General features: G+C 61.1%; 19 protein-coding genes and 1 pseudogene. 17 read left to right on the top strand and 3 right to left on the bottom strand.

Translation table 11 applies throughout. The features are described from left to right. The first annotated feature begins 5 nt into the window (after window positions 1–5). Window positions 6–1,210 (top strand): annotated as a pseudogene (pcaF, locus tag AWT75_RS06080) (3-oxoadipyl-CoA thiolase). An 11-nt stretch (window positions 1,211–1,221) separates the two neighbouring features. After that, a complete protein-coding gene (locus AWT75_RS06075; RefSeq protein ID WP_062788227.1) occupies window positions 1,222–1,995 on the top strand; it encodes an enoyl-CoA hydratase in 774 nt (257 codons plus the stop codon). Between the two features lie 226 nt (window positions 1,996–2,221). Here the strand turns inward: AWT75_RS06075 and mfd are convergent, their stop codons facing one another. After that, on the bottom strand, window positions 2,222–5,623 hold the full coding sequence (gene mfd / locus AWT75_RS06070) for a transcription-repair coupling factor (protein WP_062788224.1): 3,402 nt from the start codon (window positions 5,621–5,623) through the stop codon (window positions 2,222–2,224). A 185-nt stretch (window positions 5,624–5,808) separates the two neighbouring features. Between mfd and AWT75_RS06065 the strand changes: the two genes are divergently transcribed. The 12 genes from AWT75_RS06065 to AWT75_RS06005 all read left to right on the top strand — a co-directional run bounded on the left by AWT75_RS06065 (window position 5,809) and on the right by AWT75_RS06005 (window position 17,556). After that, on the top strand, window positions 5,809–9,093 hold the full coding sequence (locus AWT75_RS06065; protein WP_239689481.1) for a sensor domain-containing protein: 3,285 nt from the start codon (window positions 5,809–5,811) through the stop codon (window positions 9,091–9,093). Window positions 9,094–9,177: 84 nt separating this feature from the next. Then, window positions 9,178–9,933, top strand: a complete 756-nt coding sequence (gene rlmB / locus AWT75_RS06060) for a 23S rRNA (guanosine(2251)-2'-O)-methyltransferase RlmB (RefSeq protein WP_045847262.1) — start codon at window positions 9,178–9,180, stop codon at window positions 9,931–9,933. 375 nt (window positions 9,934–10,308) lie between these two features. Then, the gene (locus tag AWT75_RS06055) at window positions 10,309–11,805 is read left to right on the top strand and encodes a multicopper oxidase family protein (RefSeq protein WP_062788218.1); all 1,497 of its coding nucleotides are present in this window, start codon (window positions 10,309–10,311) and stop codon (window positions 11,803–11,805) included. Between the two features lie 77 nt (window positions 11,806–11,882). After that, window positions 11,883–12,209, top strand: coding sequence for a metal-sensitive transcriptional regulator (locus AWT75_RS06050; protein WP_045847264.1), 327 nt, complete (start codon window positions 11,883–11,885; stop codon window positions 12,207–12,209). 96 nt (window positions 12,210–12,305) lie between these two features. Continuing rightward, window positions 12,306–12,581 (top strand): hypothetical protein, encoded by a 276-nt coding sequence (locus AWT75_RS06045; protein ID WP_062788214.1) that lies wholly within the window; start codon window positions 12,306–12,308, stop codon window positions 12,579–12,581. Between the two features lie 154 nt (window positions 12,582–12,735). Continuing rightward, the gene (gene rpsF, locus AWT75_RS06040; RefSeq protein WP_045847266.1) at window positions 12,736–13,110 is read left to right on the top strand and encodes a 30S ribosomal protein S6; all 375 of its coding nucleotides are present in this window, start codon (window positions 12,736–12,738) and stop codon (window positions 13,108–13,110) included. A gap of 18 nt (window positions 13,111–13,128) precedes the next feature. Continuing rightward, window positions 13,129–13,428 (top strand): primosomal replication protein N, encoded by a 300-nt coding sequence (priB, locus tag AWT75_RS06035; protein ID WP_045847267.1) that lies wholly within the window; start codon window positions 13,129–13,131, stop codon window positions 13,426–13,428. 5 nt (window positions 13,429–13,433) lie between these two features. Continuing rightward, window positions 13,434–13,661: a 30S ribosomal protein S18 gene (gene rpsR / locus AWT75_RS06030; RefSeq protein WP_011137185.1), complete on the top strand. Its 228-nt coding sequence runs from the start codon at window positions 13,434–13,436 to the stop codon at window positions 13,659–13,661. Between the two features lie 18 nt (window positions 13,662–13,679). After that, on the top strand, window positions 13,680–14,129 hold the full coding sequence (gene rplI, locus AWT75_RS06025) for a 50S ribosomal protein L9 (RefSeq protein WP_045847268.1): 450 nt from the start codon (window positions 13,680–13,682) through the stop codon (window positions 14,127–14,129). Window positions 14,130–14,410: 281 nt separating this feature from the next. Then, window positions 14,411–15,850 carry an FAD-dependent oxidoreductase gene (locus tag AWT75_RS06015; RefSeq protein WP_082695978.1) on the top strand — a complete coding sequence of 480 codons (1,440 nt, stop codon included), beginning with the start codon at window positions 14,411–14,413 and terminating at the stop codon, window positions 15,848–15,850. Window positions 15,851–15,868: 18 nt separating this feature from the next. Next, window positions 15,869–16,240: a nuclear transport factor 2 family protein gene (locus tag AWT75_RS06010; protein WP_062788203.1), complete on the top strand. Its 372-nt coding sequence runs from the start codon at window positions 15,869–15,871 to the stop codon at window positions 16,238–16,240. 71 nt (window positions 16,241–16,311) lie between these two features. Then, complete coding sequence (locus AWT75_RS06005) at window positions 16,312–17,556, top strand: aromatic amino acid transport family protein (protein ID WP_062788201.1); 1,245 nt, start codon at window positions 16,312–16,314, stop codon at window positions 17,554–17,556. An 84-nt stretch (window positions 17,557–17,640) separates the two neighbouring features. Here AWT75_RS06005 and AWT75_RS06000 read toward each other — a convergent pair whose 3' ends face one another. Together AWT75_RS06000 and AWT75_RS05995 are read right to left on the bottom strand one after the other, a co-directional pair. Continuing rightward, window positions 17,641–17,970, bottom strand: coding sequence for a DUF2322 family protein (locus AWT75_RS06000; protein WP_045847273.1), 330 nt, complete (start codon window positions 17,968–17,970; stop codon window positions 17,641–17,643). Between the two features lie 382 nt (window positions 17,971–18,352). Then, entirely contained in the window at window positions 18,353–18,907 is a 555-nt protein-coding gene (locus AWT75_RS05995) for a hydrolase (protein WP_062788198.1), read from the bottom strand. 209 nt (window positions 18,908–19,116) lie between these two features. On the opposite strand from AWT75_RS05995, the gene AWT75_RS05990 reads away from it, so the two are divergent. The 3 genes from AWT75_RS05990 to AWT75_RS05980 all read left to right on the top strand — a co-directional run bounded on the left by AWT75_RS05990 (window position 19,117) and on the right by AWT75_RS05980 (window position 23,117). Beyond that, a complete protein-coding gene (locus tag AWT75_RS05990) occupies window positions 19,117–21,945 on the top strand; it encodes an FAD-binding and (Fe-S)-binding domain-containing protein (RefSeq protein ID WP_062788299.1) in 2,829 nt (942 codons plus the stop codon). Between the two features lie 144 nt (window positions 21,946–22,089). Then, a complete protein-coding gene (locus tag AWT75_RS05985; RefSeq protein ID WP_062788196.1) occupies window positions 22,090–22,602 on the top strand; it encodes a GNAT family N-acetyltransferase in 513 nt (170 codons plus the stop codon). After that, window positions 22,599–23,117, top strand: a complete 519-nt coding sequence (locus AWT75_RS05980; protein WP_062788194.1) for a GNAT family N-acetyltransferase — start codon at window positions 22,599–22,601, stop codon at window positions 23,115–23,117. Before AWT75_RS05985 ends, AWT75_RS05980 begins: the two co-directional genes overlap by 4 nt. The last annotated feature ends 31 nt before the right edge of the window (window positions 23,118–23,148 follow it).

The following is a 23,148-nucleotide window of genomic DNA, read 5'->3' as shown; positions in this document are numbered from 1 at the left end:
ACATCATGACCCACGCTTATATTTGCGATGGCATTCGCACCCCTTTTGGCCGCTACGGCGGCGCACTGTCTTCCATTCGTACAGACGACTTGGCGACCATCCCGATTCGTGCATTGCGCGAACGCCACCCCGCGCTTGACTGGAGCCTGGTCGACGAACTGATTTATGGCTGCGCTAATCAGGCAGGGGAGGACAACCGCAATATTGCGCGCATGGCCGGCCTGCTGGCCGGCTGCCCGTCTCGGTGCCCGGCACGACCATCAACCGGCTGTGCGGTTCCGGCATGGACGCCATTGGTATGGCAGCGCGCAGCATTGTGGCGGGCGAGGCCGACTTGATCATCGCGGGTGGCGTGGAGAGCATGTCGCGCGCACCCTTTGTGTTGGGCAAGGCAGACAAGCCGTTTGCGCGCAGTGCCAAGGTTGAAGACACAACCATAGGCTGGCGCTTCATCAACCCGATAATGAAGCAACAGTATGGGGTCGATTCCATGCCCGAGACCGCTGAGAACGTCGCTACTGATTTCCGGGTGAATCGCTGCGATCAGGATGCCTTTGCGCTACGCAGCCAGCAGCGCTACGCCGCCGCCTTGGCCAATGGCTTTTTCACGGACGAAATTGTGCCGGTAGCGGTGCCGCGCCCGAAGGGCGAAACCTTGTTTATCCAGCATGACGAACATCCGCGCCCGGATACCACCATGGCCATGCTGGCCAGGTTGAACGGTGTGGTGCGCGCCGACGGCACGGTGACGGCGGGCAATGCCTCCGGTGTGAATGATGGTGCTGTGGCCTTGTTGATTGCCAGCCAGGCGGCGGTGGCACGTCATGCGCTCACCCCGCGCGCCAGAATACTGGGCATGGCGAGCGCGGGAGTGGAGCCGCGCATTATGGGCATCGGCCCGGCACCGGCCAGCCAGAAACTGCTCCAGCGCCTGGGCCTGCGCATTCAGGACCTGGACGTGATTGAACTGAATGAAGCTTTTGCCGCGCAGGGTTTGGCGGTGCTCCGTATATTGAACCTGCCGGACGATGCCGCGCAGGTGAATCCGAATGGCGGGGCCATTGCCTTGGGGCACCCGCTTGGTGCTTCCGGTGCACGGCTGGTGCTGACCGCGCTACGGCAGCTGGAGGCCACCGGCGGTCGGCTGGCGCTATGCACCATGTGCATCGGCGTCGGCCAGGGCATTGCCATGGTGATTGAGCGCATATAAAGGAGGTGACCATGACCGAACCATTACTGCTGGACTACCCGGAGCTGGGCATTGCCCGTTTGCGCCTGCACCGCCCTGAAGCCCGTAACGCGCTGAACATGGCGCTACGCCAGGCACTGGCGGATGCACTCAGACACTTGTCCGACCGCCCGGAGATACGCGTCATCGTGCTGACAGGTAGTGAACAGGCTTTTGCTGCCGGGGCGGATCTCAAGGAACTGGCCGACATCGGCAGCATCGCGCTGATGCAGCGCCAGGTACACAAACTATGGCAAGCGGTAGCCGATTGCCCGAAACCGATTATCGCTGCCGTGTCTGGCTATGCCTTGGGTGGCGGCTGCGAATTGGCGATGCATGCCGACATCATCGTGGCGGGGGAGTCGGCACAATTTGCACAACCGGAAATCAAGGTTGGCATCATGCCTGGGGCTGGAGGCACGCAACGTCTGCTGCGCGCTGTAGGCAAGGCGCAGGCCATGCGGATGCTGCTGACCGGTTGCATGGTTGGCGCGCAACAAGCATTGACGATGGGTTTGGTCAGCGAAGTGGTCGCCGATGAGGCGGTTGAGCAACGCGCCATCGAGCTGGCACGCAGCATTGCAGCCATGCCGCCGCTGGCGGTGCAACAGATCAAGGAAGTGGTTTTGGCCGGAGCCGATGCGCCATTGGCAACGGCCTTGATGCTGGAGCGCAAAGCCTACCAGATGCTGTTTTCCTCGGAGGACCAGAAGGAAGGCATGCAGGCCTTCTTTGACAAGCGAACGCCGCAATACCAGGGGCGCTAGCCTGTGGTGGTGAGTGCGTCCGGCTTGCGGTATGAGAAGTTGCTTACCTTTGTATCCTTGCCATGTTGACATGACTCCAGTAACAGCAGACGGAATGCAGCAAGGCTGCTTTGACCCCCGGGGCCTGTCGAACGGGGGGCTGGCAAGCCTGAGATGGACAAACGCCGAAACAGTGTCACAACACTGTTTCGGCGTTGACCGGACTTCAGTGGTTTTGATCCAGGTGCTAGCTCAGCTCTTTCAGCAGCTCCTTCACCCGCACCACGCGCAGGCCCACTTCTTCTATCTTCGACTCCACCCGCAGCTTGTCCTGCCCGGCCAGCTTGTAGTTCTTCTTGCTCTGGATCAGCTGGATGATCTTCATCGGGTCGATCGGCGGGTTCTTGATGAACTGCAACTGGATGGCCACTTCGCTGGCATCCAGCTTGGCCACGCCCAGCGGCTTGGCCAGCAGGCGCAGGCGGTGGCTTTCGATCAGCGTCTTCACCGTTTGCGGCGGCAGGCCGAAGCGGTCGATCAGTTCCTCGTGGATGGCATCGATGTCCTGCTCGGTTTCGCAGGTGGCCAGGCGCTTGTACAGCACCAGCCGTTCATGCACGTCCGGGCAGTAGGCATCCGGCAGCAGCGCCGGGCTGTGCAGATTGATTTCGGTGGTGACGCCCAGCGGTGCATCCAGGTCCGGCTCGCGACCTTTTTTCAGGTCGCGCACCGCTTGTTTGAGCATCTCGGTAAACAGCGAGAAGCCCACTTCCTGCATTTCGCCCGACTGGCCTTCGCCCAGTACCTCACCCGCGCCACGGATTTCCATATCGTGCATCGCCAGATAGAAACCGGCACCCAGCTCGCCGGATAGCTGGATGGCTTCCAGCCGCTTGCCGGCGTCCTTGGTCATGCCGTCCGGGGTCAGCAGATAGGCATAGGCCTGATGATGGCTGCGGCCCACCCGGCCACGCAGCTGGTGCAGCTGGGCCAGGCCGAACTTGTCGGCACGGTTGATCAGGATGGTGTTGGCATTGGGAATGTCGATGCCGGTTTCGATGATGGTGGAGCACAGCAGCACGTTGAAGCGCTGCTGCAGGAAGTCACGCATTACCTGTTCCAGCTCGCGTTCGCGCAACTGGCCGTGGGCCACGCCGATGCGGGCTTCCGGCACCAGTTCGGCCAGTTTTTCCTGCATGTTGGCAATGGTGTCCACTTCGTTGTGCAGGAAGAACACCTGACCGCCACGCTTGAGTTCACGCAGGATGCCCTCGCGGATCACGCCATTGCTGGCCGGGCTGATGAAGGTTTTCACTGCCAGGCGGCGGTTGGGCGCAGTGGCGATGACCGAGAAGTCGCGCAGTCCTTCCAGCGCCATCGACAGCGTGCGCGGAATCGGTGTGGCGGTGAGGGTAAGCACGTCCACATTGGCGCGCAGGCGCTTGAGCTGTTCTTTCTGGCGCACGCCAAAGCGGTGCTCTTCGTCGATGATCACCAGCCCCAGGTTCTTGAACTGTACATCCGGCTGCACCAGCTTGTGGGTGCCGATGACAATGTCCACCGTGCCCTCGGCCAGGCCCGCCAGCGCGGCCTTGCTTTCCTTGGCGCTGCGAAAGCGCGACAGCTCGGCAATCTTCACCGGCCAGTCGTTGAAGCGGTCGGAGAAGTTCTGGAAATGCTGCTCGGCCAGCAAGGTGGTGGGCACCAGCAGCGCCACCTGCTTGCCGCCCATCACCGCGACAAAAGCGGCACGCAGCGCGACTTCGGTCTTGCCGAAGCCCACATCGCCGCACACCAGACGGTCCATCGGCTTGCCGCTGCACATATCGTGGATCACGGCTTCGATGGCATTGGCCTGGTCTATGGTTTCTTCAAAACCGAAACCGGCGGCAAAGGCGTCGTAATCGTGGTGGGACAGGGTGAAACTGTGGCCTTCGCGCGCGGCGCGCTGGGCGTAGAGGTTAAGCAGCTCGGCGGCGGTATCGCGCGCCTTTTCGGCGGCTTTCTTCTTGGCCTTTTCCCAGGCCGGGTTGCCCAGCTTGTGCAGCGGGGCCTGTTCGGACGGGCCACCGGCATAGCGCGAAATCAGGTGCAGCTGGCTGACCGGCACGTATAGCGTGGCGTTGTCGGCGTACTCCAGCTGCATCAGCTCGGTTTCGCCTTCGCCCAGGTCCATTGACACCAGGCCGATATAGCGGCCGATGCCGTGCTGCTCGTGCACCACCGGGTCGCCGGATTTCACCTCGGCCAGATCGCGCAGCATGGAGTCCGAGCTCATCTTCACATGGCGGCGGCGGGTGTGGCTGCGCGCGATGTGCTGGTACAGCTCGCTCTCGGTGATGATGGACAGCGGCGGTTGCTGCTGGGCAAAGCCGGAATACAGCGGGGCCACCACCAGCGCCAGCGGCATGTTGCCGTTGGCAAACTCCTGCCAGTTGTCGATCAGCTGTGGCTTGATGCCATGTTCCTGCAGGAACTGCACCATGGTTTCGCGCCGCCCCAGGCTTTCTGCCGTCAGCAGCACGCGCTGGCCGCTGGTCTGCAGATAATGCGCCAGCTTGTGCAGCGGGTTGTCGGCGCGGCGCTCCACCGCGAGGTCGGGCAGGGTGAGGCTGGTGGCATCCGCTTCGCCAGCAGCCGGGATTTCAATGCGCGAATAAGGCTTGATGCGACCGAGGAATTCGTCCTGACGCAAGAACACATCAGCCGGCGGCAGTACCGGGCGTTCCGGGTCGCCCTGTGCCATGTGGTAGCGGTTCTGTACGTCCTTCCAGAAGGTGTCGGCGGCACCGGCCACGTCGCGGTGCAGCACCACCAGGGCGGATTCGCCCACGTAGTCGAACAGGGTGGCGGTTTCGTCGAAGAACAGCGGCAGGTAGTACTCGATACCGGCAGGGAACAGATTGGCCGAGACGTCTTTATAGATGCGACTCTTGGAAGGATCGCCCTCGACCCGCTCGCGGTAATGCTGGCGGAAGGCGGTGACACCGCTTTCGTCCGCCGGATATTCGCGCGCCGGTAGCATGCGGATTTCCGGCACCGGGTACAGCGTGCGCTGGCTGTCCGGGTCGAAGGTGCGCAGGCTGTCGATTTCCTTGTCGAACAGGTCGATACGGTAGGGCAGGGTGCTGCCCATGGGGAACAGGTCCACCAGGCCGCCACGAATGGAAAACTCGCCCGGTGCCATCACCTGCGTGACGTGGCTGTAGCCTGCCATCACCATGTCGGCGCGCAGTTGCTCCACATCCAGTTGTTGCTTGCTTTGCAACAAGAAGGTGCGGCCCAGCAGGTAGCTGACCGGCGAGAGCCGTGTCATGGCGGTGCTGACCGGTGCAATCACCACCTGGCATTCGCCGCGGTGGATTTGCCACAAGGTGGCCAGCCGCTCGCTCACCAGCTCGCCGTGCGGCGAGAAATGGTCGTAAGGCAGCGTCTCCCAGTCGGGTAGCAAGGCCGCCTTGATGTCGGGGGCAAACCAGGGCAACTCGGCTTTCAGCCGTTGCGCGGACTGGGCATCGGCAGTCAGCACCAGCAGGGTGTGGCCGGCCTTGGCCAGGCCGGCCAGTACGGCAGCATCCAGGCCATCGGGCAGGGCAGGGCAGCGGGTCTTCTGACCGGCAGGGGCAATGCGAGGCAGTGTGTCCAACATTCTTCTTCACATTCGTGGATCTGCGAGTATTATACCAGCGGGCATTTCACGCCATGGGTGTGTTTGCCATCCATTTACAAGAGGCCACAAGGCCCGCGACCCGCCACATATCCGTACCTCATACCAATAATCACCGCCCGGCATTGCCGGGCATGGACGGACTGTGGCTGTAAAGGATTGGGAGAGTGAAAACTAAGGGGATGTTTGCCGGCTGGCTGGCTTTTGCCGTGTTTGCCGCCAGCTTGTTGCTATGGCCCAGGAGCGCCCTGGGTGAGATTCCTTTGTACGGTTTCCTGCCACACGGCCTGTTTGCCGGCTGCCTGCTATGGCGCGGCTTGCGCCGGGTGTGGTTCTGGCCGCCGGCAGCCCTGCTGCTGACCGGCCAGTATTTGCCATGGCCATGGGCGACCGCCCTTAGCCTGTCCTTGCTGCTGCTGTTGCCGGGTGCACATTTGTTGCGTGCGTCACCGGCCACTTCAACCGATGGTTCGGCCATCTCCCGCCTGTTGCTGAACCTGCTGGAAGTGTGTGCCTATTTCACCGCTCCGCCCATTGCCTTGCTCGGTGTCTATTGCTTCTGGCATGGCAGTTTGCCCGAGGTATTGCAATGGATGGCGCAGGCCGGTGCCTGCTGCATGCTGGCCATGACCTCCTGCCTGCCGCTGTTGCGACTGAGCAGCCTGCCCGACCGGCGTCGGTTGCTGGAGTTGCTGGTGATCTTGCTGGTGATGCTGGTGGTGTGGGCATCCATGGTGAGCAATGCACAGGATTTGCCCATACCGCGCCCGGTACTGTTTTTTCCCCTGATGATCTGGGCTTCCTTCCGCGGCCGCTTGCTGGGTGCCTGCCTGTCCGGTGCCCTGCTGTGTCTGTTATTGTCCCTGCCCGGTTTTTTCCCCGGTCTTTACCTGTATGCCGGCAGCACCGAGCTGATGACCGAAACGGCGCTGTGCCTCACTTTCATCGTGGCTTCCTTGCTGGTGGCAACGCTGAGTGATGTGCACCGCCGCAAGGAAGACGAGCTGAACGAATTCCGCTCGCGGGTGGAGTCGTTGGTCAACAACAGCCCCAACATGATGTCGCTCAAGGGGCTGGATGGCCGCTTTCTGCTGGCCAACCGCGCTTACAGCCGCATGCTGGGTGTTACCGAGTACGCCATGGTGGGCCGCCTGGTGAGCGATTATTTTGCTCCTGAAGATGCCCGGCGCATCCAGCAGCAGGACGAAGTGGTACTCAATTGCCTGGAGCCGCGCCAGTTTGAAGAAAGCTTCACCACTGGCGGCAGCACCTTCACCATGCTGGTGACCAAGTTTCCGCTGTTCGACAGCCAGGGCCGCCCGGCCGGGGTAGGCAGCGTGGATACCGACATCACCCGTACCCGCGAAGAGCAAAAAGCCAAGAAGGAAGCCGAGGAAAAATACTGGGCGCTGGTGGAACAAACCCTGGTCGGCATCTACATCCTGCAGGACGAGCGGCTGGTGTACGTCAATCCCAAGCTGGCGGACATTGTCGGCTATCGTCCGGAAGACATGCAGGACATGCCGCTGGAAAGCCTGCTGCCGCCCAGCGAGGCCAGCCGCATCCGGCTGCAGATCAAGCGCCGGCTGCGCGACAACATCCAGGTAATGCATTACACCACCCGCGCCATCAGTCGCGATGGCCATCTGGTGGATCTGGAAGTGCACAGCCGTCTGGTGGAGTACGACGGCAAGCCCGCGCTGATTGGCGTGGTGGTGGACATTTCAGACCGCATTGCCGCCGATACCAATCTGAAGCTGGCAGGCAAGGTGTTCGAAAATTCGGCGGAAGGCATCCTGATTCTGGATGCCGATACCCGCATCATCGCGGTCAACCACGCCTTCACCCGCATTACCGGCTACCCGGAGAGCGAGGCGCTGGGCAAGCTGTCGCGCATCTTCAGTGAAAATGACGACGCAGTCAGCCAGCAAATGCTGGAGGCGCTGGCGCAGCACGGCCACTGGCAGGGCGAAATGCGCGACCGGCGCAAGAATGGCGACTGGTATCCGGCTGAACTGTCCATTTCACTGGTGCGCGATGACGGCGGCTTCCTCAGCAACTATGTGGCGGTGTTTTCCGACATCACCGTGCGCAAGCAGGCCGAAGAGCGCCTGCAATTTCTGGCCAATCACGACCCGCTCACCCGCCTGCCCAACCGCAGCAGCCTGATCAGCCGGCTGGAACAGGCCATTGTCGACATGAGCGGCGAGCCGACCCCGCTGGCGGTGATGTTCATCGACCTGGACCGTTTCAAGCTGATCAACGACTCCTTCGGTCACCAGTCCGGTGATGAACTGCTGCGCGAAATTGCCATTCGGCTGTCCAATTCGGTGGGCGAGCGCGGCCTGCTGGCGCGGCAAGGTGGCGACGAATTCACCCTGCTGCTGACCGAATTTGCCGATCAGGCCGAACTGGCGGCGCTGGCCGAGGACATCCTCACCGTGCTGGGCCGTGGTTTGCGACTGGAAGAACACGAAGTGTTTGTCACCGGCAGTATCGGCATCAGCGTGTTCCCCAATGACGGCACCGATGCGCGCAGCCTGCTGAAAAACGCCGATGTCGCCATGTACCGCGCCAAGGACGCAGGCAAGAACACCTACCAGTTCTTTGACGCAGAGATGAATACCCAGACCTTCGAGCGTCTGCTGCTGGAAAACGGCATGCGCCAGGCGCTGGAGCGGGGCGAATTTGAACTGCACTACCAGCCGCAACTCAATGCCGCCAGCCGCGACATGTCCGGGGTGGAGGTGCTGATCCGCTGGCGTCACCCGCAACTGGGGCTGATTCCGCCGCTGCGCTTCATTCCGCTGGCCGAAGAAACCGGCCTGATCAAGCCGATTGGCGACTGGGTGCTGCAGGAAGCCTGCCGCCAGATCAAGGCCTGGGACGATGCCGGACTGTTTGTGCCGCGCGTGGCGGTCAACCTGTCGGCGCGTCAGTTCGAACAGACCACGCTGGTGGACAATGTGGCGCGTGCCTTGCAAACCACCGGGCTGGATGCCAGCCGGCTGGAACTGGAAATCACCGAAAGCATGATCATGCAGAACCCGGTGGAAGCCGTGCACCAGTTGGCCGAACTGAAAGCACTGGGCGTGTGGCTGTCGATTGACGACTTTGGCACCGGTTATTCCTCGCTGTCCCATCTCAAGCGCTTCCCGCTGGATACGCTGAAAATCGACCGCTCCTTTGTGGATGGCCTGCCGGGCGACGAAGACAATGCCGCCATTGCCGAAGCCATCCTGGCCATGGCCAAGAAGCTCAAGTTCAAGGTGGTGGCCGAAGGGGTGGAAAATGCCGCCCAGGCGGACTTCCTGGAGCTGAAAGGCTGCACCCTGTTGCAGGGCTATCACTTTGGCAAGCCGGTTCCGGCGACGGAGTTTCCGCAACTGGCCGAGCAACTGGCCAAGTCGGCCCGTCTGGCCATACTGGCCGACTGGCAGGGCGGTCTGTGATGGGCAACAGGCAGCGGTTTGGCAGCAAGCGCCGCCCTTTGCAGCTACAATAGCGCCCATTCCCGTTTACAAGGCTTCAAGCGCATGAGCAACAAGCGACTCATTCACGGCTTTCATGCCATCAACGCCCGCTTGTGGCAGAACCCGAAAAGCCTGATCGAAATCTGGCTGGCTGGCGGCCGCCACGATGAGCGTGCCAAGGCCGTGCTGGACAAGGCCGCAACAGAAAGCATCAAGCTGCACATTGTCGACAAGGCCAGGCTGGACAGCATGAGCGGCAATGCCCGCCATCAGGGCGTGGTGGCGATGATTGACGCCAGCCGCAACCATGTCGACCTGGACGACGTGCTGGAAAACCTCAACGAACCGCCGCTGCTGCTGATTCTGGACGGCGTGACCGACCCGCATAACCTGGGTGCCTGCCTGCGCGTGGCCGACGCCATGGGTGCCCATGCGGTGATTGCCCCCAAGGACCGCTCGGCCGGGCTGAATGCCACCGTGTCCAAAGTGGCCTGCGGTGCCGCAGAAGTCATTCCTTACATCACCGTTACCAATCTGGCTCGCACCCTGCGCGACCTGAAAGACGCCGGGGTGTGGATTGCCGGCACCACCATGGAAGCCGATACCGACCTGTTCCATGTGGATGCCGCTGGTCCGCTGGCCTGGGTGATGGGCTCGGAAGGCGAGGGCATGCGCCGCCTGACGCGCGAGCACTGCGACGTGCTGGTGTCCATTCCGATGTGTGGCACGGTGGAAAGCCTCAATGTGTCGGTGTCCTCCGGCATGGTGCTGGCCGAAAGCCGCCGCCAGCGTGTGCTGGCCGCCGAAAAAGCCCGCTGATCCCACGACAGCTCACCTGGAAACCCCATGCCACGGCATGGGGTTTCTGTTTATTGGCCCCCTCACACATGCGGTAATGAAAGTGTGAGGGGGAAAAGATGGCAAGGCTGCACAATCAGGTAGTGAGTTGGAGGGCCCTGCTTTGCCGTGTCCGGTGCAATCGCACCAGATGGCTTTGTCAGCCGACTGCCCATGCCACGGCATGTCGTTTTTTTGATGCAGGACAGTTTTTTGTCATCGCGTGGATCACTTGCGGAACTAGGCTGGCTATACTCTGCTCTACTGGTTTTATACCCTTGGGGGGTATTTGAGATGCGTGATGAGTTGGCCGGATGATGCCTGCCACGCTGAAGCCCCCACTGACGGAGTGAAGACATGGACAGAAGACATTTCCTGCAATGGAGCAGCGCGCTGGTGCTGATGCCGGTGCTGGCAAGCAAGAGCAGGGCAGAAGGCATGGCCGACATGCCGGGCATGGATCACGCAGCCATGGACCACGGCGCAAGTGCCAGCATGCCTGCCGCGGAGAGTCTGGGCCTGCCACGCGGCCTGCCCCTGCCTGCGCTGTCCATGCTGGCCAATCAGGGGGGGAGCGGCCAGTTTGTCGGCCAGTTGCAGGCCGCGCCGGTCAGCCTGCCGCTGTTGCCGGGCAAGCCCGCCACTACTTTCTGGGCGTATAACGGCCAGATTCCCGGCCCGGCCATCGTGGCCTGGGAAGGGGACGAAGTGGACATTGCTTTTGCCAATAAGCTGCAGCAGCCCAGCACCATTCATTGGCATGGCATGCCGGTGCCGGCAGAGCAGGACGGCAATCCGCACAACCCGGTTCTGCCGGGGCAGCAGCATGCCTACCGCTTCCGTTTGCCGCCGGGCAGCGCAGCCAGCTACTGGTATCACCCGCATCCACATGGCCATACCGCGCAGCAGGCTTATATGGGGCTGGCCGGCGTATTCGTGGTGAAAAGCCGCAACGACCCGCTGGCGCATCTGCCGGAGCAGTGGCTGGTGCTGTCCGACCTGAAGCTGGATGCCCATGGCCAGATTGCGGATAGCAGCGCTGCCGACCGGCATGATGGCCGCGAAGGCCAGTTCGTGCTGGTCAATGGCGGCTGGCAGCCGGTCATTGCGCTGGCTCAGGGCGAGCGGCAGCGCTGGCGCATCTGGAATGCCAGCAGTGCCCGCATCCTCAAGCTGGCCTTGCCCGCACACGAAGCACAGCTGGTGGGTACTGATGGCGGCCTGATCGGCGCACCGCGCCACATCGATACCCTGCTGCTGTCGCCCGGCGAGCGGGCGGAAATCGTCGTGACCGGACGCTTTGCTACAGGCCAGCCATCCGCCTTGCAGTCTTTGCCTTACAACCGCGGCAAGGCCATGAGCCCGGAGCAGGGCGAAACCCTCACCCTTGCCACCATCCGCCAGGCAGGCAGCAAGGCCACCGCCACGCTGCCGGACAAACTGCGCGATATCACTGCGCTGGGCGAGCCTGCGGTAAAGCGGGTGGTCAACTTCAGCGAGAACATGGGCAATCCGGCGGCGATGTTCCTGATCAACGGCAAGAAATTCGACATGAACCGGGTGGATTTCACCGGCAAGGTCGGCCAGATCGAAGAATGGGACATCGTCAGTCAGGCGCACATGGACCACCCCTTCCACATCCACGGCACCCAGTTCCAGGTGATAGCCCGCACCGATGACGGCGTATGGCAAACCGAACCCTTCCTGGCCTGGCGTGATGTGGTGAATATTCCGGCCGGTGAAACCGTGCGCTTGCGCTTTGTGCAGACCATGCCCGGCCTGCGCATGTTCCACTGCCATATTCTGGAGCATGAGGATGCCGGCATGATGGCCATGCTGGATGTCCGGACATAAAGCAGCCAGGCACAACAGCGCAGGGCTGCCGGTGTTACACTGGCAGCCCTGTTTTCAATCCAGAATGCGGAGTCTGCATGAGCCTTGCCCCCAAAAACGACGACTGCTGCCATGGGCAGCCGGAATCCAGTGGCAAGAGTGTGACCCAGCCCAACAAGGCGGCCCTGCTCAAGCGGCTGGCCAGAATTGAAGGGCAGGTACGCGGCATCAGCGGCATGGTGGAGTCCGACCGTTACTGCGTGGACGTGCTGACCCAGGTGGCGGCAGTCAAATCGGCACTGGACGCCGTGGCCATGCAGTTGCTGGAAAACCACATGAAGGGTTGTGTCAGCCGCGCATTGCAACAAGGCGATGCAACCGGCATGGTGACCGAGTTGATCGATGTGGTGAAAAAGGTGCGCTAGGGCGCGGAACGCCCCAATCAACGCAGGCTTCATCAACGATTGCTCCGCCTTGTGGAATACTCGGGTTTCCCCACCTGCCCATGGAAACCCACCGCCATGAAAATCCTTCTGCCAGCGCTGGCTGGCCTGCTGTTGTCTCCCTGGCTGATGGCCGATCCGCTCCCGTTCGAACAATTCATGCGCCTGCACCGCGGCATGCCGGCCAGCGAGCTGGCGCAACTGGCGGGCAAGCCCGACTACACCCGTCCGGACCCGGCAGGCAGTGGCGATACCGAGCTGTTCTGGCTGGGCGACATCGACCTGCCCTATACCACGGTGATCACCCTGCATCAGGGCCTCGTCAGCGATATTCACCGCAACAAGCGCCTGTAGTTGTTGCGCTTTGACTGCGCGGCTTGTCATCCGGCCCAGGCATACAGCCGATTTAGTTTGCCCCGGCCTGATTAAGTGCGTAGAATGCTGCGGTTTCACTACCTTGCTTTTTGCAACCGCATGGCAAAAAGCTAAATAGCCATAAGGAGTTAACATGCGTCATTACGAAATCGTGTTCATCGTCCATCCGGACCAGAGCGAACAGGTTCCGGCCATGATCGAGCGCTACAAGGGCATGGTTCTGGCCGCTGAAGGCAAGATCCACCGTCTGGAAGACTGGGGCCGTCGTCAACTGGCTTACCCGATCCAGAAGCTGCACAAAGCCCACTACGTTCTGATGAACGTTGAGTGCCAGTCCGAAACCCTGGCCGAGATCGAGCACGCCTTCAAGTTCAACGACGCTGTTCTGCGTCACCTGACCATCAAACTGGACCGCGCCATTACCGAAGCGTCCCCGATGATGAAGGACGAAAAGGCTAAGAACCTGCTGGATTCCCAGCCGGCAGCCGAGGCCGAAGCTGCTGCCTGATAGGCAGGAGTGAAGGACTTGCAGAACCGTCTGGTATTGACCGCGACGGTCGAACGCGAAGAAGACCTGCGTTACACCCCTGCCGGTATTCCGGTAGTGGAAATGTGGGTCCGGCACCAGTCAAGACAGACTGCTGGCGGGTTCGAACGGGATGTGGCCTGTGAAATCCAGGCCGTGCTGATTGGTGAAGACGCCCGGCGTATTGCCGGCAAACTGGCAGGAAACACGGTAACGCTTACCGGCTTTCTGTCCCAGCGCAGTCTGAGGAATCCGCGGTTGGTACTCAATATCGAATATGTTGAATTTGTAAAAGGTTAGTCAAAATGGCTCGTCAACTCTTCAAGCGCAAGAAGTTCTGCCGCTTCACGGCAGAAGGCATCAAGGAAATCGACTACAAATCCGTTGATCTCCTGAAAGACTTCATCGCCGAAAACGGCAAAATCATCCCGGCTCGCATTACCGGTACCAAGGCTCGCTACCAGCGTCAGCTGACCACTGCTATCAAGCGTGCTCGCTTCCTGGCTTTCCTGCCTTACACCGATCAACACTAAGCCGGGAAAGGACTTAAGATGCAAATCATTCTGCTCGAAAAAGTTGCCAACCTGGGTCAACTGGGTGACGTGGTAAAGGTTAAGAACGGTTACGCCCGTAACTTCCTGATCCCGCAAGGCAAAGCCAAGCGCGCTACCGAAAACAACCTGAAAGAGTTCGAAGCTCGTCGCGCCGAACTGGAAGCCAAGCAAGCTGAAATCCTGGCCGATGCCAAGGTTCGTGCTGAAAAGCTGGCTGAAGCTGTTATCACCATCGCGCAAAAAGCCGGTGTTGATGGCCGTCTGTTCGGTTCCGTGACCAATGTGGACGTGGCTGAAGCCGTGACCGCATTCGGCGTGGAAATCAAGCGTTTCGAAGTTCGCCTGCCGAACGGCCCGTTCAAGGCCATCGGTGAGTACGACATCGAAATCGCCCTGCACCACGACGTGGTTGCTCCGATCAAGGTTGTTGTGGTCGGCCAAGCCTGATTCCCTTACCCGGAATTGTGCTGCACGAAAAAAGCCCGCTCTTGCGGGCTTTTTTCATGGGCTGACGGTTTTCCCTGCGCCATCCCAAGCCCGATCTGCACTGTCAGGATCAAGAAGCCTGAGGTTTGCTTCCGTCTGCTTTCCATTTGCTGTTTCAGTTTTTTCCCATCAATTTGACCGGTCTTTTCAAATAAGCTCCCTGCTGTCCATCTCCGGGCCGAGCATGCACTGGCTGTGCGGCACGCTACGGCCCCGTATTTGCAGTCGAGGAGCATTGCCGCATGTCATCTGTCATTACCCGATGCAGTCAGTTCAGTAGCTGGCTGAGCGCCGCGCTGGCACAGGAAAATCCGCTCCTTCCCACGCCCTTGACGCAGCATGTCAATGCCGATGTCTGCATTGTCGGCGGTGGATTTACCGGTCTGTGGAGTGCCATCCGTATCAAGGAAGCCAGCCCGGAAACCGAGGTAGTGATTGTCGAAGCGCGGATGTGTGGCAGTGGTGCCAGTGGCCGTAATGGCGGCTTTGTGCTCAGCCTGTGGGCCAAATACCAGTCGCTGGCCAAGATGTGCGGCGAGGCCGAAGCCCTGCGCCTGTGCCAGCTGTCATCACAGGCCATTTTCGAGCTGGAGGCCTTTTGCCAGCAGCATGGCATTGATGCCCAGCTGCGGCTGGATGGCTGGCTGTGGGCGGCCACCACCACCGCCCAGCTAGGTAGCTGGGAGGGCACAGCCAGCCAGCTGGAACGCCTGGGGCAATCTCCCTTCCTGCGTCTGGCTGCGGGACAGGCGGCGCAGCTTGCTGGTTCTGCCCTGCATCTGGATGGCGTGTTCGAGCCGGTGTCAGCCTCCATTCAGCCGGCCATGCTGGCGCGTGGCCTGCTGCGCCATGCCCGCAAGCTTGGGGTCAAGGTGTATGAGTCCACCCCGATGCAGCGGCTGGAGGCAGGCTCCCCGGCTCGGGTGCAATGTCCACAGGGCAGCGTGCGTGCCGGCAAGGTGATTCTGGCCATGAATGCCTGGGCTGCGCAGTTTGCCGACATCCGCAAGGCCTTTGTCGTGGTATCCAGCGATGTGGTGATGACGCGTCCCTTGCCCGGCTTGCTGGAGTCTATCGGCTGGACCAATGGCATGACCATCTCCGATAGCCGCATGCTGGTGCATTACTACCGCACCACGCCCGATGGTTGCATTGTTTTTGGCAAAGGTGGTGGCAGCGAGCAACTGGTATACGGCAGCCGGCTGGCCGACAAGCTGGACGGGCCATCAGGCATCGCCGACACGGTGTCTGCCCATTTGCGCCGTGCCTATCCGGGAGTGCAGGCCGCCGATGTGGTCAGCAACTGGACCGGCCCCATCGACCGTACCCATAACGGCTTGCCGCATTTCGGAGCGCTGCCGCAGCAAGCCAATGTCTTCTATGCCATCGGCTATTCCGGCAATGGTGTTGGCCCCTCCATGCTGGGCGGCCGCATCCTGGCGGCGCTGGCACTCGGACAGGACAACGAATGGGGGCGCTGTGGCCTGGTGCAAGGCCTGCAGCGAGACTTTCCTCCCGAACCCATACGCTATATCGGTGGCCGTCTGGTGCGCCATGCGGTGGGGCAGGTCGATCTGGCTGCCGACGAAAACCGTCAGCCGTCCTGGCTGATGCAGCAATTGAGCAAGCTGGCTCCCGCCGGCCTGTCGCCAACCAAGAATACCCAATCCCAATCCCGCTAGACCCATCTGGAGAACCGCATGTCTTGCTCATCGGATATCGAACAGATCCGCCAGGCACTCACTGCCTATTACCACGCCTTGTATTACGGCCGGCCGGAAAAACTGGAAGAAGCATTCCGTCCCGATGCCATCTTGCTTGGCGATGTTGACGGTAACGAATCGCGGCTGGACCAGACGCAATACCGCAACCTGCTGCAAACCCGTGTTTCGCCGCATGCCCAGGGCGAGCCCTATGGTCTGCAGATTGGCGAAATCCGTCTGTGCGGCAATGCCGCCATGGCGGAGCTGCAAACGCCTTTGGCCGGGAAGGTTTTTACCGATTACGTCTCGCTGTTCAAGCGCCAGGGGCGCTGGCGTATTGCATTCAAGCTGTATTCCCATCCGCAGTGAAACCTGTCGCCAGCCGCGTCAGTGTGGTTGCCACGCTGACCGGCTGATTCTTGCACTTCCACGGAGCTTCCATGCATTCAAGTGAACTGGCGGCAGAGCCGTCCCATGCAGACTCTGGCTTGCTGGTGCAGCCCATCAGCAGGCTGGAAACCATAGGCATCATTTTTGGCACCAATATCGGGGCGGGCGTACTGGGCATGGCTTTTGCCGCGCGCAAGACCGGTTATGTCCCGCTGTTGCTGTGCCTGGCACTCACCTGTGTGCTGTGCACCATCACCATGCTCTACCTGACGGAGGTTGCGCTGCGTACCCGTGGCAATCATCAGCTCAGTGGCCTGGCACGCCGCTATCTGGGCGGAGTGGGCGGCTGGCTGTTGTTTCTGGCGGTGGCCGCCAACAGCTTTGGCGCGTTGACGGCCTATATGGCAGGCAGTGGCAGCATCATGCTGGATTTGCTCGGTGCTTATGGCATGAGCAGGGAGCTGGGTAGCATCCTGTTCATCGTGCCGTCGGTAGCCGTGCTGTATCTGGGCCTGAAAGTGCTGGGGGCGGGTAACAAGCTGATCAGCATCAGCATGATTGTCATCATCCTGGCACTGATTCTGGCGTCCATCGTCAGTCAGGATGCACGGTTGAGCAATCTGTGGCTCAGTCACTGGCAGTATGTGGTGCCGGTGTTCAATCTGGCGGTATTTGTGTTCGGCGCGCAGTTTCTGGTGCCAGAGCTGGTGCGCGGTAATCTGACGGCACCGCGCAAGCTGCCCGGTCTCATCATGGCGGGCATGGCGCTGACCTTTGTCTTTGTCGCGCTGATTCCGGCTTCGGTGATTGCCCTGGTCGGCAGCGACAACCTGACCCAGGTGGCCACACTAAGCTGGGGCCGGGCGCTGGGGCAATGGGCCTATTACACCGCCAACATCTTCGCCTTGCTGGCCATGCTGACTTCCTACTGGGGGCTGGGTGGCTGCCTGTTCACCAATATCTTCGACCACTTCCGCCTGGGAAGCGAACAGCAAAAAGGCAAACGCCTGCTGGTGCTGGCCGTGGTTGCACTGCCGCCTTTCCTGCTGGCGTATTCGGGCATTGCCAGCTTCGTCAATGCGCTGTACTTCGCCGGCACATTTGGTGGTGTGCTGATGGGCATCATCCCGGTTCTGCTGCTGAATGCCGCACGGCGTCGGGGCGATGTTGGCAGCGAGTTCGTCTGTGGCTGGTATGCCCACCGCAGTGTGCAGTGGCTGATTGTCGCCACCTTCTTCCTCAGCGGAGTCTATGCGGTGGTATCGCTGTTTGGGGTGCTGCCGGAAAGCTGGTAGCAAGCCAAAACGCCTGCTACTGCTTGGACAGTCAAGGCTTGACCGACCTGGCACAGGCCGGGTCGGTCAGGCGCAGGCTGGTGGCTAGTCGTTTTCCAGTACGATGCGGGCACGCAGGCCAGGTGCGCCGTCTTCGGCAATGGCCAGCAGGCGGTCGATATTCGGATGCTTGCCCGGATACAGGCGCGCATCGGCAGTATGTTCCGCATACAGCTGCAAGCCTTCCAGGGCGGCTGCGCGGTTGATATGGCTGTGTTTCTTGATGAGGGCATGGTAAACCCGTACCGAACCGGCAGTGCCCGGCTTGTTTTCCAGACGGGTGAGGGTTTCGCCGGCAGCATCCAGCAGTACGATGGCGGCGATGCCATCGGTGGTTGGCAAGGTTTCCAGAATATCCTTGAAGGTGGTGGTCATGCGGTGGGTTTCCTGCTTGGAATAAAGAGTTGTCGGGTTCAGTCAGCTGATGCTAGCACAAGAGCACCAGTCGCCAGAGGGTAGGGGCTTGCGCCATTCTGGTCGATTCATGCCCTGAAATGGTGCGCATATCGTGCCTGCCCGGTAGGCGGGCTTACGATATCCGGCACTGAAAATTGACATGTTCAATATTATCAAAGGCTTGTCATTTCTGGCACGCCATTTGCTATATGTGATGCAGTAGCTGGCGACGGGTGATTGCTCCCTCCTCCTTGCAATCACCGTCCTGCGCCAGTCTGCAAAGGAGAAAACAGAGCGGCATAGCCGCCACCGGCCAGTCTGGCCGAAGAGACCACTCTTCGGCCAGACGACCAACCCGCCTTCAGCCTGGTTGAACGCCCATCAGATATTTGCGGCTCATGGCCTTGAACAGTTCACTGCCGGCAACGCCCAGCATTTCGAACAACACCATTTCCCGACTGACCAATACCGCTCCCGCTGCCTGCATGCGTTGCAAGCCCAGTTGCTTGTCGCTGTCGCGGCGGCTGGCCACGGCATCGGCCACCACAAACACCTGTTTGCCCTGTGCCAGCAGTTGCAGCACCGTCTGCAAGACACAGACATGCGTTTCCATGCCGCAGACAATCACCTGTTTGCGCGCCAGCAGGCTGTCTGGCAGGCAGTCGGCGGCGACGCAGGAAAAATGCAGCTTTTCCACGACGGCGGCTTGCGGTGCCAGTGCCAGCAGGCTGGCTTCGGTGTGGCCCAGGCCGCGTGGATATTGTTCGGAAAACACAATGGGCAGGCCGGTGTCGTGTGCCACACCCACCAGCCACAGGCTGGCTGCCAGCATGGCGTCGGCCTGGTCCACCGCCGGTAACAGCTTGTCCTGGATATCCACTACCAGCAATGTGGCTTGATCAATCTGCATCAACATGTCGCTGCCCCTTTCTGTGCTTTTTCATCGGTAAGCCTTCCGGCTGACAGGGTAATCCCTTGATGGGCAGAAATGCCAGATGTGGCACTATGCCGCTTCAACATTCTTGGGACCGTTCACCTGCCATTGCAGTTCTGCAAGCGGGTGACGTGCGCAACCTGGCGTGGCAAGCCGACACAGAGCAGCTGCCCGCGCCGCGGAGAGAGTTCATGCTGCAAGGTGCTTACCGGCTGTTTCACCAAGCCATTGTCGAAGTGATCGACCCCAGGCGGGTATTTAGCGACCCGCTGTCCACCCTGGCCTACGGGACGGATGCGTCCTGTTACCGGCTGGTGCCCAAACTTGTCATCCAGACACACTCCGAGGCCGAAGTGCAGGCAGTGCTGGCACAGGCTGCGGCATTGAAATTGCCGGTCACCTTCCGTGCGGCAGGTACTTCGCTGTCCGGCCAGGCGGTGAGCGATTCCATTCTGGTGGTGGCCAATCATGGCTGGAAAGACCTGCAAGTCCTGGATGAAGGACGTGCCATCCGCCTGCAGCCGGGGGTGATCGGCGCGGCCGCCAATGCGGCACTGTTGCCGTTTGGCCGCAAGATCGGTCCGGACCCGGCCACCATCAACTCGGCGATGATAGGCGGCATTGTCAGCAACAACTCCAGCGGCATGTGCTGCGGTACGGCGCAAAACACTTACCAGACCATCAAGAGCCTGCGGCTGGTGCTGGCTGACGGCACGGTGCTGGATACCGGCGATGCCGCCAGCGTGGCGGCTTTCCGCCAGTCCCATGCCGGCCTGCTGGCCGGACTGGGGGCTCTGGCCGCACGTATCCGTGCCGATGGCGAGCTGGAAGCGCGTATCCGCCGCAAGTACAAGATGAAGAACACCACCGGCTACAGCCTGAATGCGCTGGTGGATTTTGCCGATCCGCTGGACATGCTGCTGCATCTGATTGTCGGCAGCGAAGGCACGCTGGCTTTTGTGTCCGAGGCGACTTACCACACGGTGGAAGAGCTGCCCAGCAAGGCATCGGCGTTGGTGCTGTACCCCACCATCAAGGACGCCTGCGATGCCATCCAGTTGCTGGCCCAGCACAAGGACGTGGTGTCCTCGGCCGAGCTGCTGGACCGCGCCAGCCTGCGTTCGGTGGAAAACAAGGCCGGGGTGCCGGCCGAACTGAAGACGCTGGGCGATGAGGCTGCGGCCATCCTGATTGAAACCCGTGCCCGTGATGCCGTGTCACTGACCGCACAGATTGATGCCATTTGCGGCTATATCGCGACCATTCCCAATCTGTCCGGCATCCGCTTTACCGATGTGGCCGAGGAATACACCCGCTTGTGGAATATCCGCAAGGGCATGTTCCCCAGTGTGGGTGCCATGCGTGCGGCGGAAACCACCGTCATCATCGAAGACGTGGTGTTCCCCATCGAGCACCTGGCTGAAGGCACGCTCAAGCTGCAGGCCTTGTTCCGCCAGTACCATTACGACGAAGCCATCATCTTCGGCCATGCGCTGGAAGGTAACCTGCACTTCGTGTTCACGCCCAATTTCTCCGGCGAAGCCGAAATCAAGCGCTACGAAGCCTTTATCGAGGACGTGTGCAAGCTGGTGGCGGTGGAATACGAAGGTGCGGTCAAGGCCGAGCACGGCACCGGCCGCAATATGGCACCGTTTGTCGAGATGGAATGGGGCCCGGCGGCTTATCGCATCATGCAGGAACTCAAAGCCCTGTTCGACCCGGATGGCATCCTGAACCCGGATGTGATCATCACCCACGACAAGCTGCTGCATATCCGCAACCTGAAGCCGATTCCCACCGCCAATGCGCTGATCGACAAGTGCATCGAGTGCGGCTTCTGCGAAGTGATGTGTCCCAGCCGCGCCATCACCCTGTCGCCGCGCCAGCGCATTGTGGCCAACCGCGAAATGGCTGCGCTGGAGCAAAGCGGCAAGGACCCGTCCCGGCTGGATGAGCTGCGCGAGCGCTACCAGTTTGCCGGGGATGAAACCTGTACCACCTGTGGCTTGTGTGAATCCGCCTGTCCGGTGGGCATCAACACCGGCGCGCTCACCAGTCAGTTGCGCCAGCAGAATCTGAGCGATACCGGCTGGGCGCTGGCCAACACCCTGGCCAGCCACTATGACACCGCCACCGCGGGTGCACGCCTTGGCTTGCGTGCGCTGCAAACCGTGCAAAGCGTGGCCGGCAATGCCGCCACCGGCGTGCTGATGCGCAGCCTGCGCCGGGTAGTGGGGCGGCGTATTCCGTACTGGACGCCATACTTCCCCCGCGCTGCCGGCAAGCTGCGGCTGGATGGCGGCAAGCAGGGCGAGCGCAAGGTGGTGTATCTGCCATCCTGCCTGACGCGTACCTTTGCCCCGGCCAGGGCGCAGCCGGATCAACGGCCGCTGAACGAGGTGGTGGCCTCGGTGCTGGGCAAGGCCGGTTACCAGATTCTCTACCCGCAGCAGATGGATGGCCTGTGCTGTGGCACGCCGTTCAAGTCAAAGGGAGCAGTGGATGCCGCCGCCAGCAAGCTGTCCGAGCTGGAAGCGGCCTTGCTGCAGGCCAGTGACAATGGCCGCTGGCCGGTGATTGTCGACAATGGCGTGTGTACCGCCAGCATGCTGGAAGGGCTGCAGGACAAGCGTCTGCAAGTGTATGACGTTACCCGTTTCGTGCAGGAAGTGGCCGCCGAATATCTGGTCTTCACCCCGCAGCCAGAAAGCGTGGCGCTGCACGTGGTGTGCTCCATGCGCAAGACCGGCCAGGCGGCCATGCTCAATGCCCTGGCCAAACGCTGCGCCAGCAAGGTGGTCGAGCCGCAGGGCATTACCTGCTGCGGCTTTGCCGGTGACAAGGGCTTCAGCCATCCGGAACTCAACAGCAGTGCGCTCACCGGCCTCAAGGCACAGGTGAAGGACTGCGGCAGCGGCTTCTCCAATAGCATTACTTGCGAGATTGGCCTGTCTGCCAACTCCGGCATCCCTTATCAAAGCCTGATGTATCTGGTGGACAAGGCCTGCCGTAGCCGCTGATCTGCAGTCCTGTCATCAATCGACAGCCCCGTTTCCATCATGGAACGGGGCTTTTGTTTGATCAGCTGGCTTGTAACATCGTGCTGCTGTTTGTCATGATGGCGGATTGACTGTCTGTAACTGGCTGCAAGGGAGCAATCGCGCATGAGTTTTCATATCCGCCGCATCGAGCCGGAAGACGCCGCCGCCATGGCGCGCTTGCAATCCGCCCCCGGCGTGGTACGCCATACTTCACAGCAGCCCTATCAGTCGGCCGCCGACTGGCAGCAAAAATTGCTGCAGCTGTCCCCATCCTGTCACTGGCTGGTGGCCTGTGATGCTGCCGACGAAGTGATAGCCAGCGCCGGGCTCACCATCCTGCCGCAGGCGCGTTGCCGCCATGTGGCCGACCTGTTCCTGCTGGTCCGCGACGAATGGCAGGGCAAGGGCGTGGGGCGTGCCCTGATGCAGGCCTTGCTGGAGCTGTCCGACAACTGGCTGGGGCTGATCCGGCTGCAACTGATGGCCCAGCAGGACAACCAGCGCGCCATTGCGCTGTACGAGCGCTTTGGCTTCCAGCATGAAGGCGTGGTGCGGCAGGACATCCTGCAAGACGGACGCTATGTGGACAGCGTGGTGATGGCACGGCTGCACTGGCCGGCAGGAGGTCAGGCATGAGCCAGTTTCGCATTCGCAAACCCGGTCCGGCAGATGCCGCGGCACTGCGCGCCCTGATGAGCGATCCGCTCTGTTACGGCAATACCCTGCAGCTTCCTTATCCATCCATGCAGCTATGGCAACAGCGGCTGGCAGCTAGCGACCCGCTGCACCATGCGCTGTTGCTGGAAACGGCCGAAGGCCAGGTGATTGCCCATGGTTCACTGTGGCGGGAATGTGCACCAAGACTGGCCCATGGTGCCAGCCTGGGCATGGCGGTGCAGCGCGAATGGCAGGGACAGGGCGTGGGTTCTGCCTTGCTGCAGGCCATGCTGGACCTGGCCGATAACTGGCTGGGCCTGCACCGGGTGGAACTGACGGTTTTCACCGACAATGCCGCTGCGCTGGGCTTGTACCGCAAGTATGGTTTTGTCGAAGAGGCCTGTTTGCGCGCATATGCCTTGCGCAACGGGCGTTATGAAGATGTGTTGAAAATGGCAAGACTGCGCCCCATGCCCTTGCATGGACCGGTCTAGACGCAGGACAAAAAAATAACGCCATCGACAG

Origin of the sequence: Aquitalea pelogenes, from assembly GCF_001515305.1 — a bacterium.
GTDB classification, from domain to species: Bacteria; Pseudomonadota; Gammaproteobacteria; order Burkholderiales; family Chromobacteriaceae; genus Aquitalea; species Aquitalea pelogenes.
Note: the sequence above shows the minus strand (reverse complement) of the source record. Positions and strands in the feature narration are given on the sequence as shown.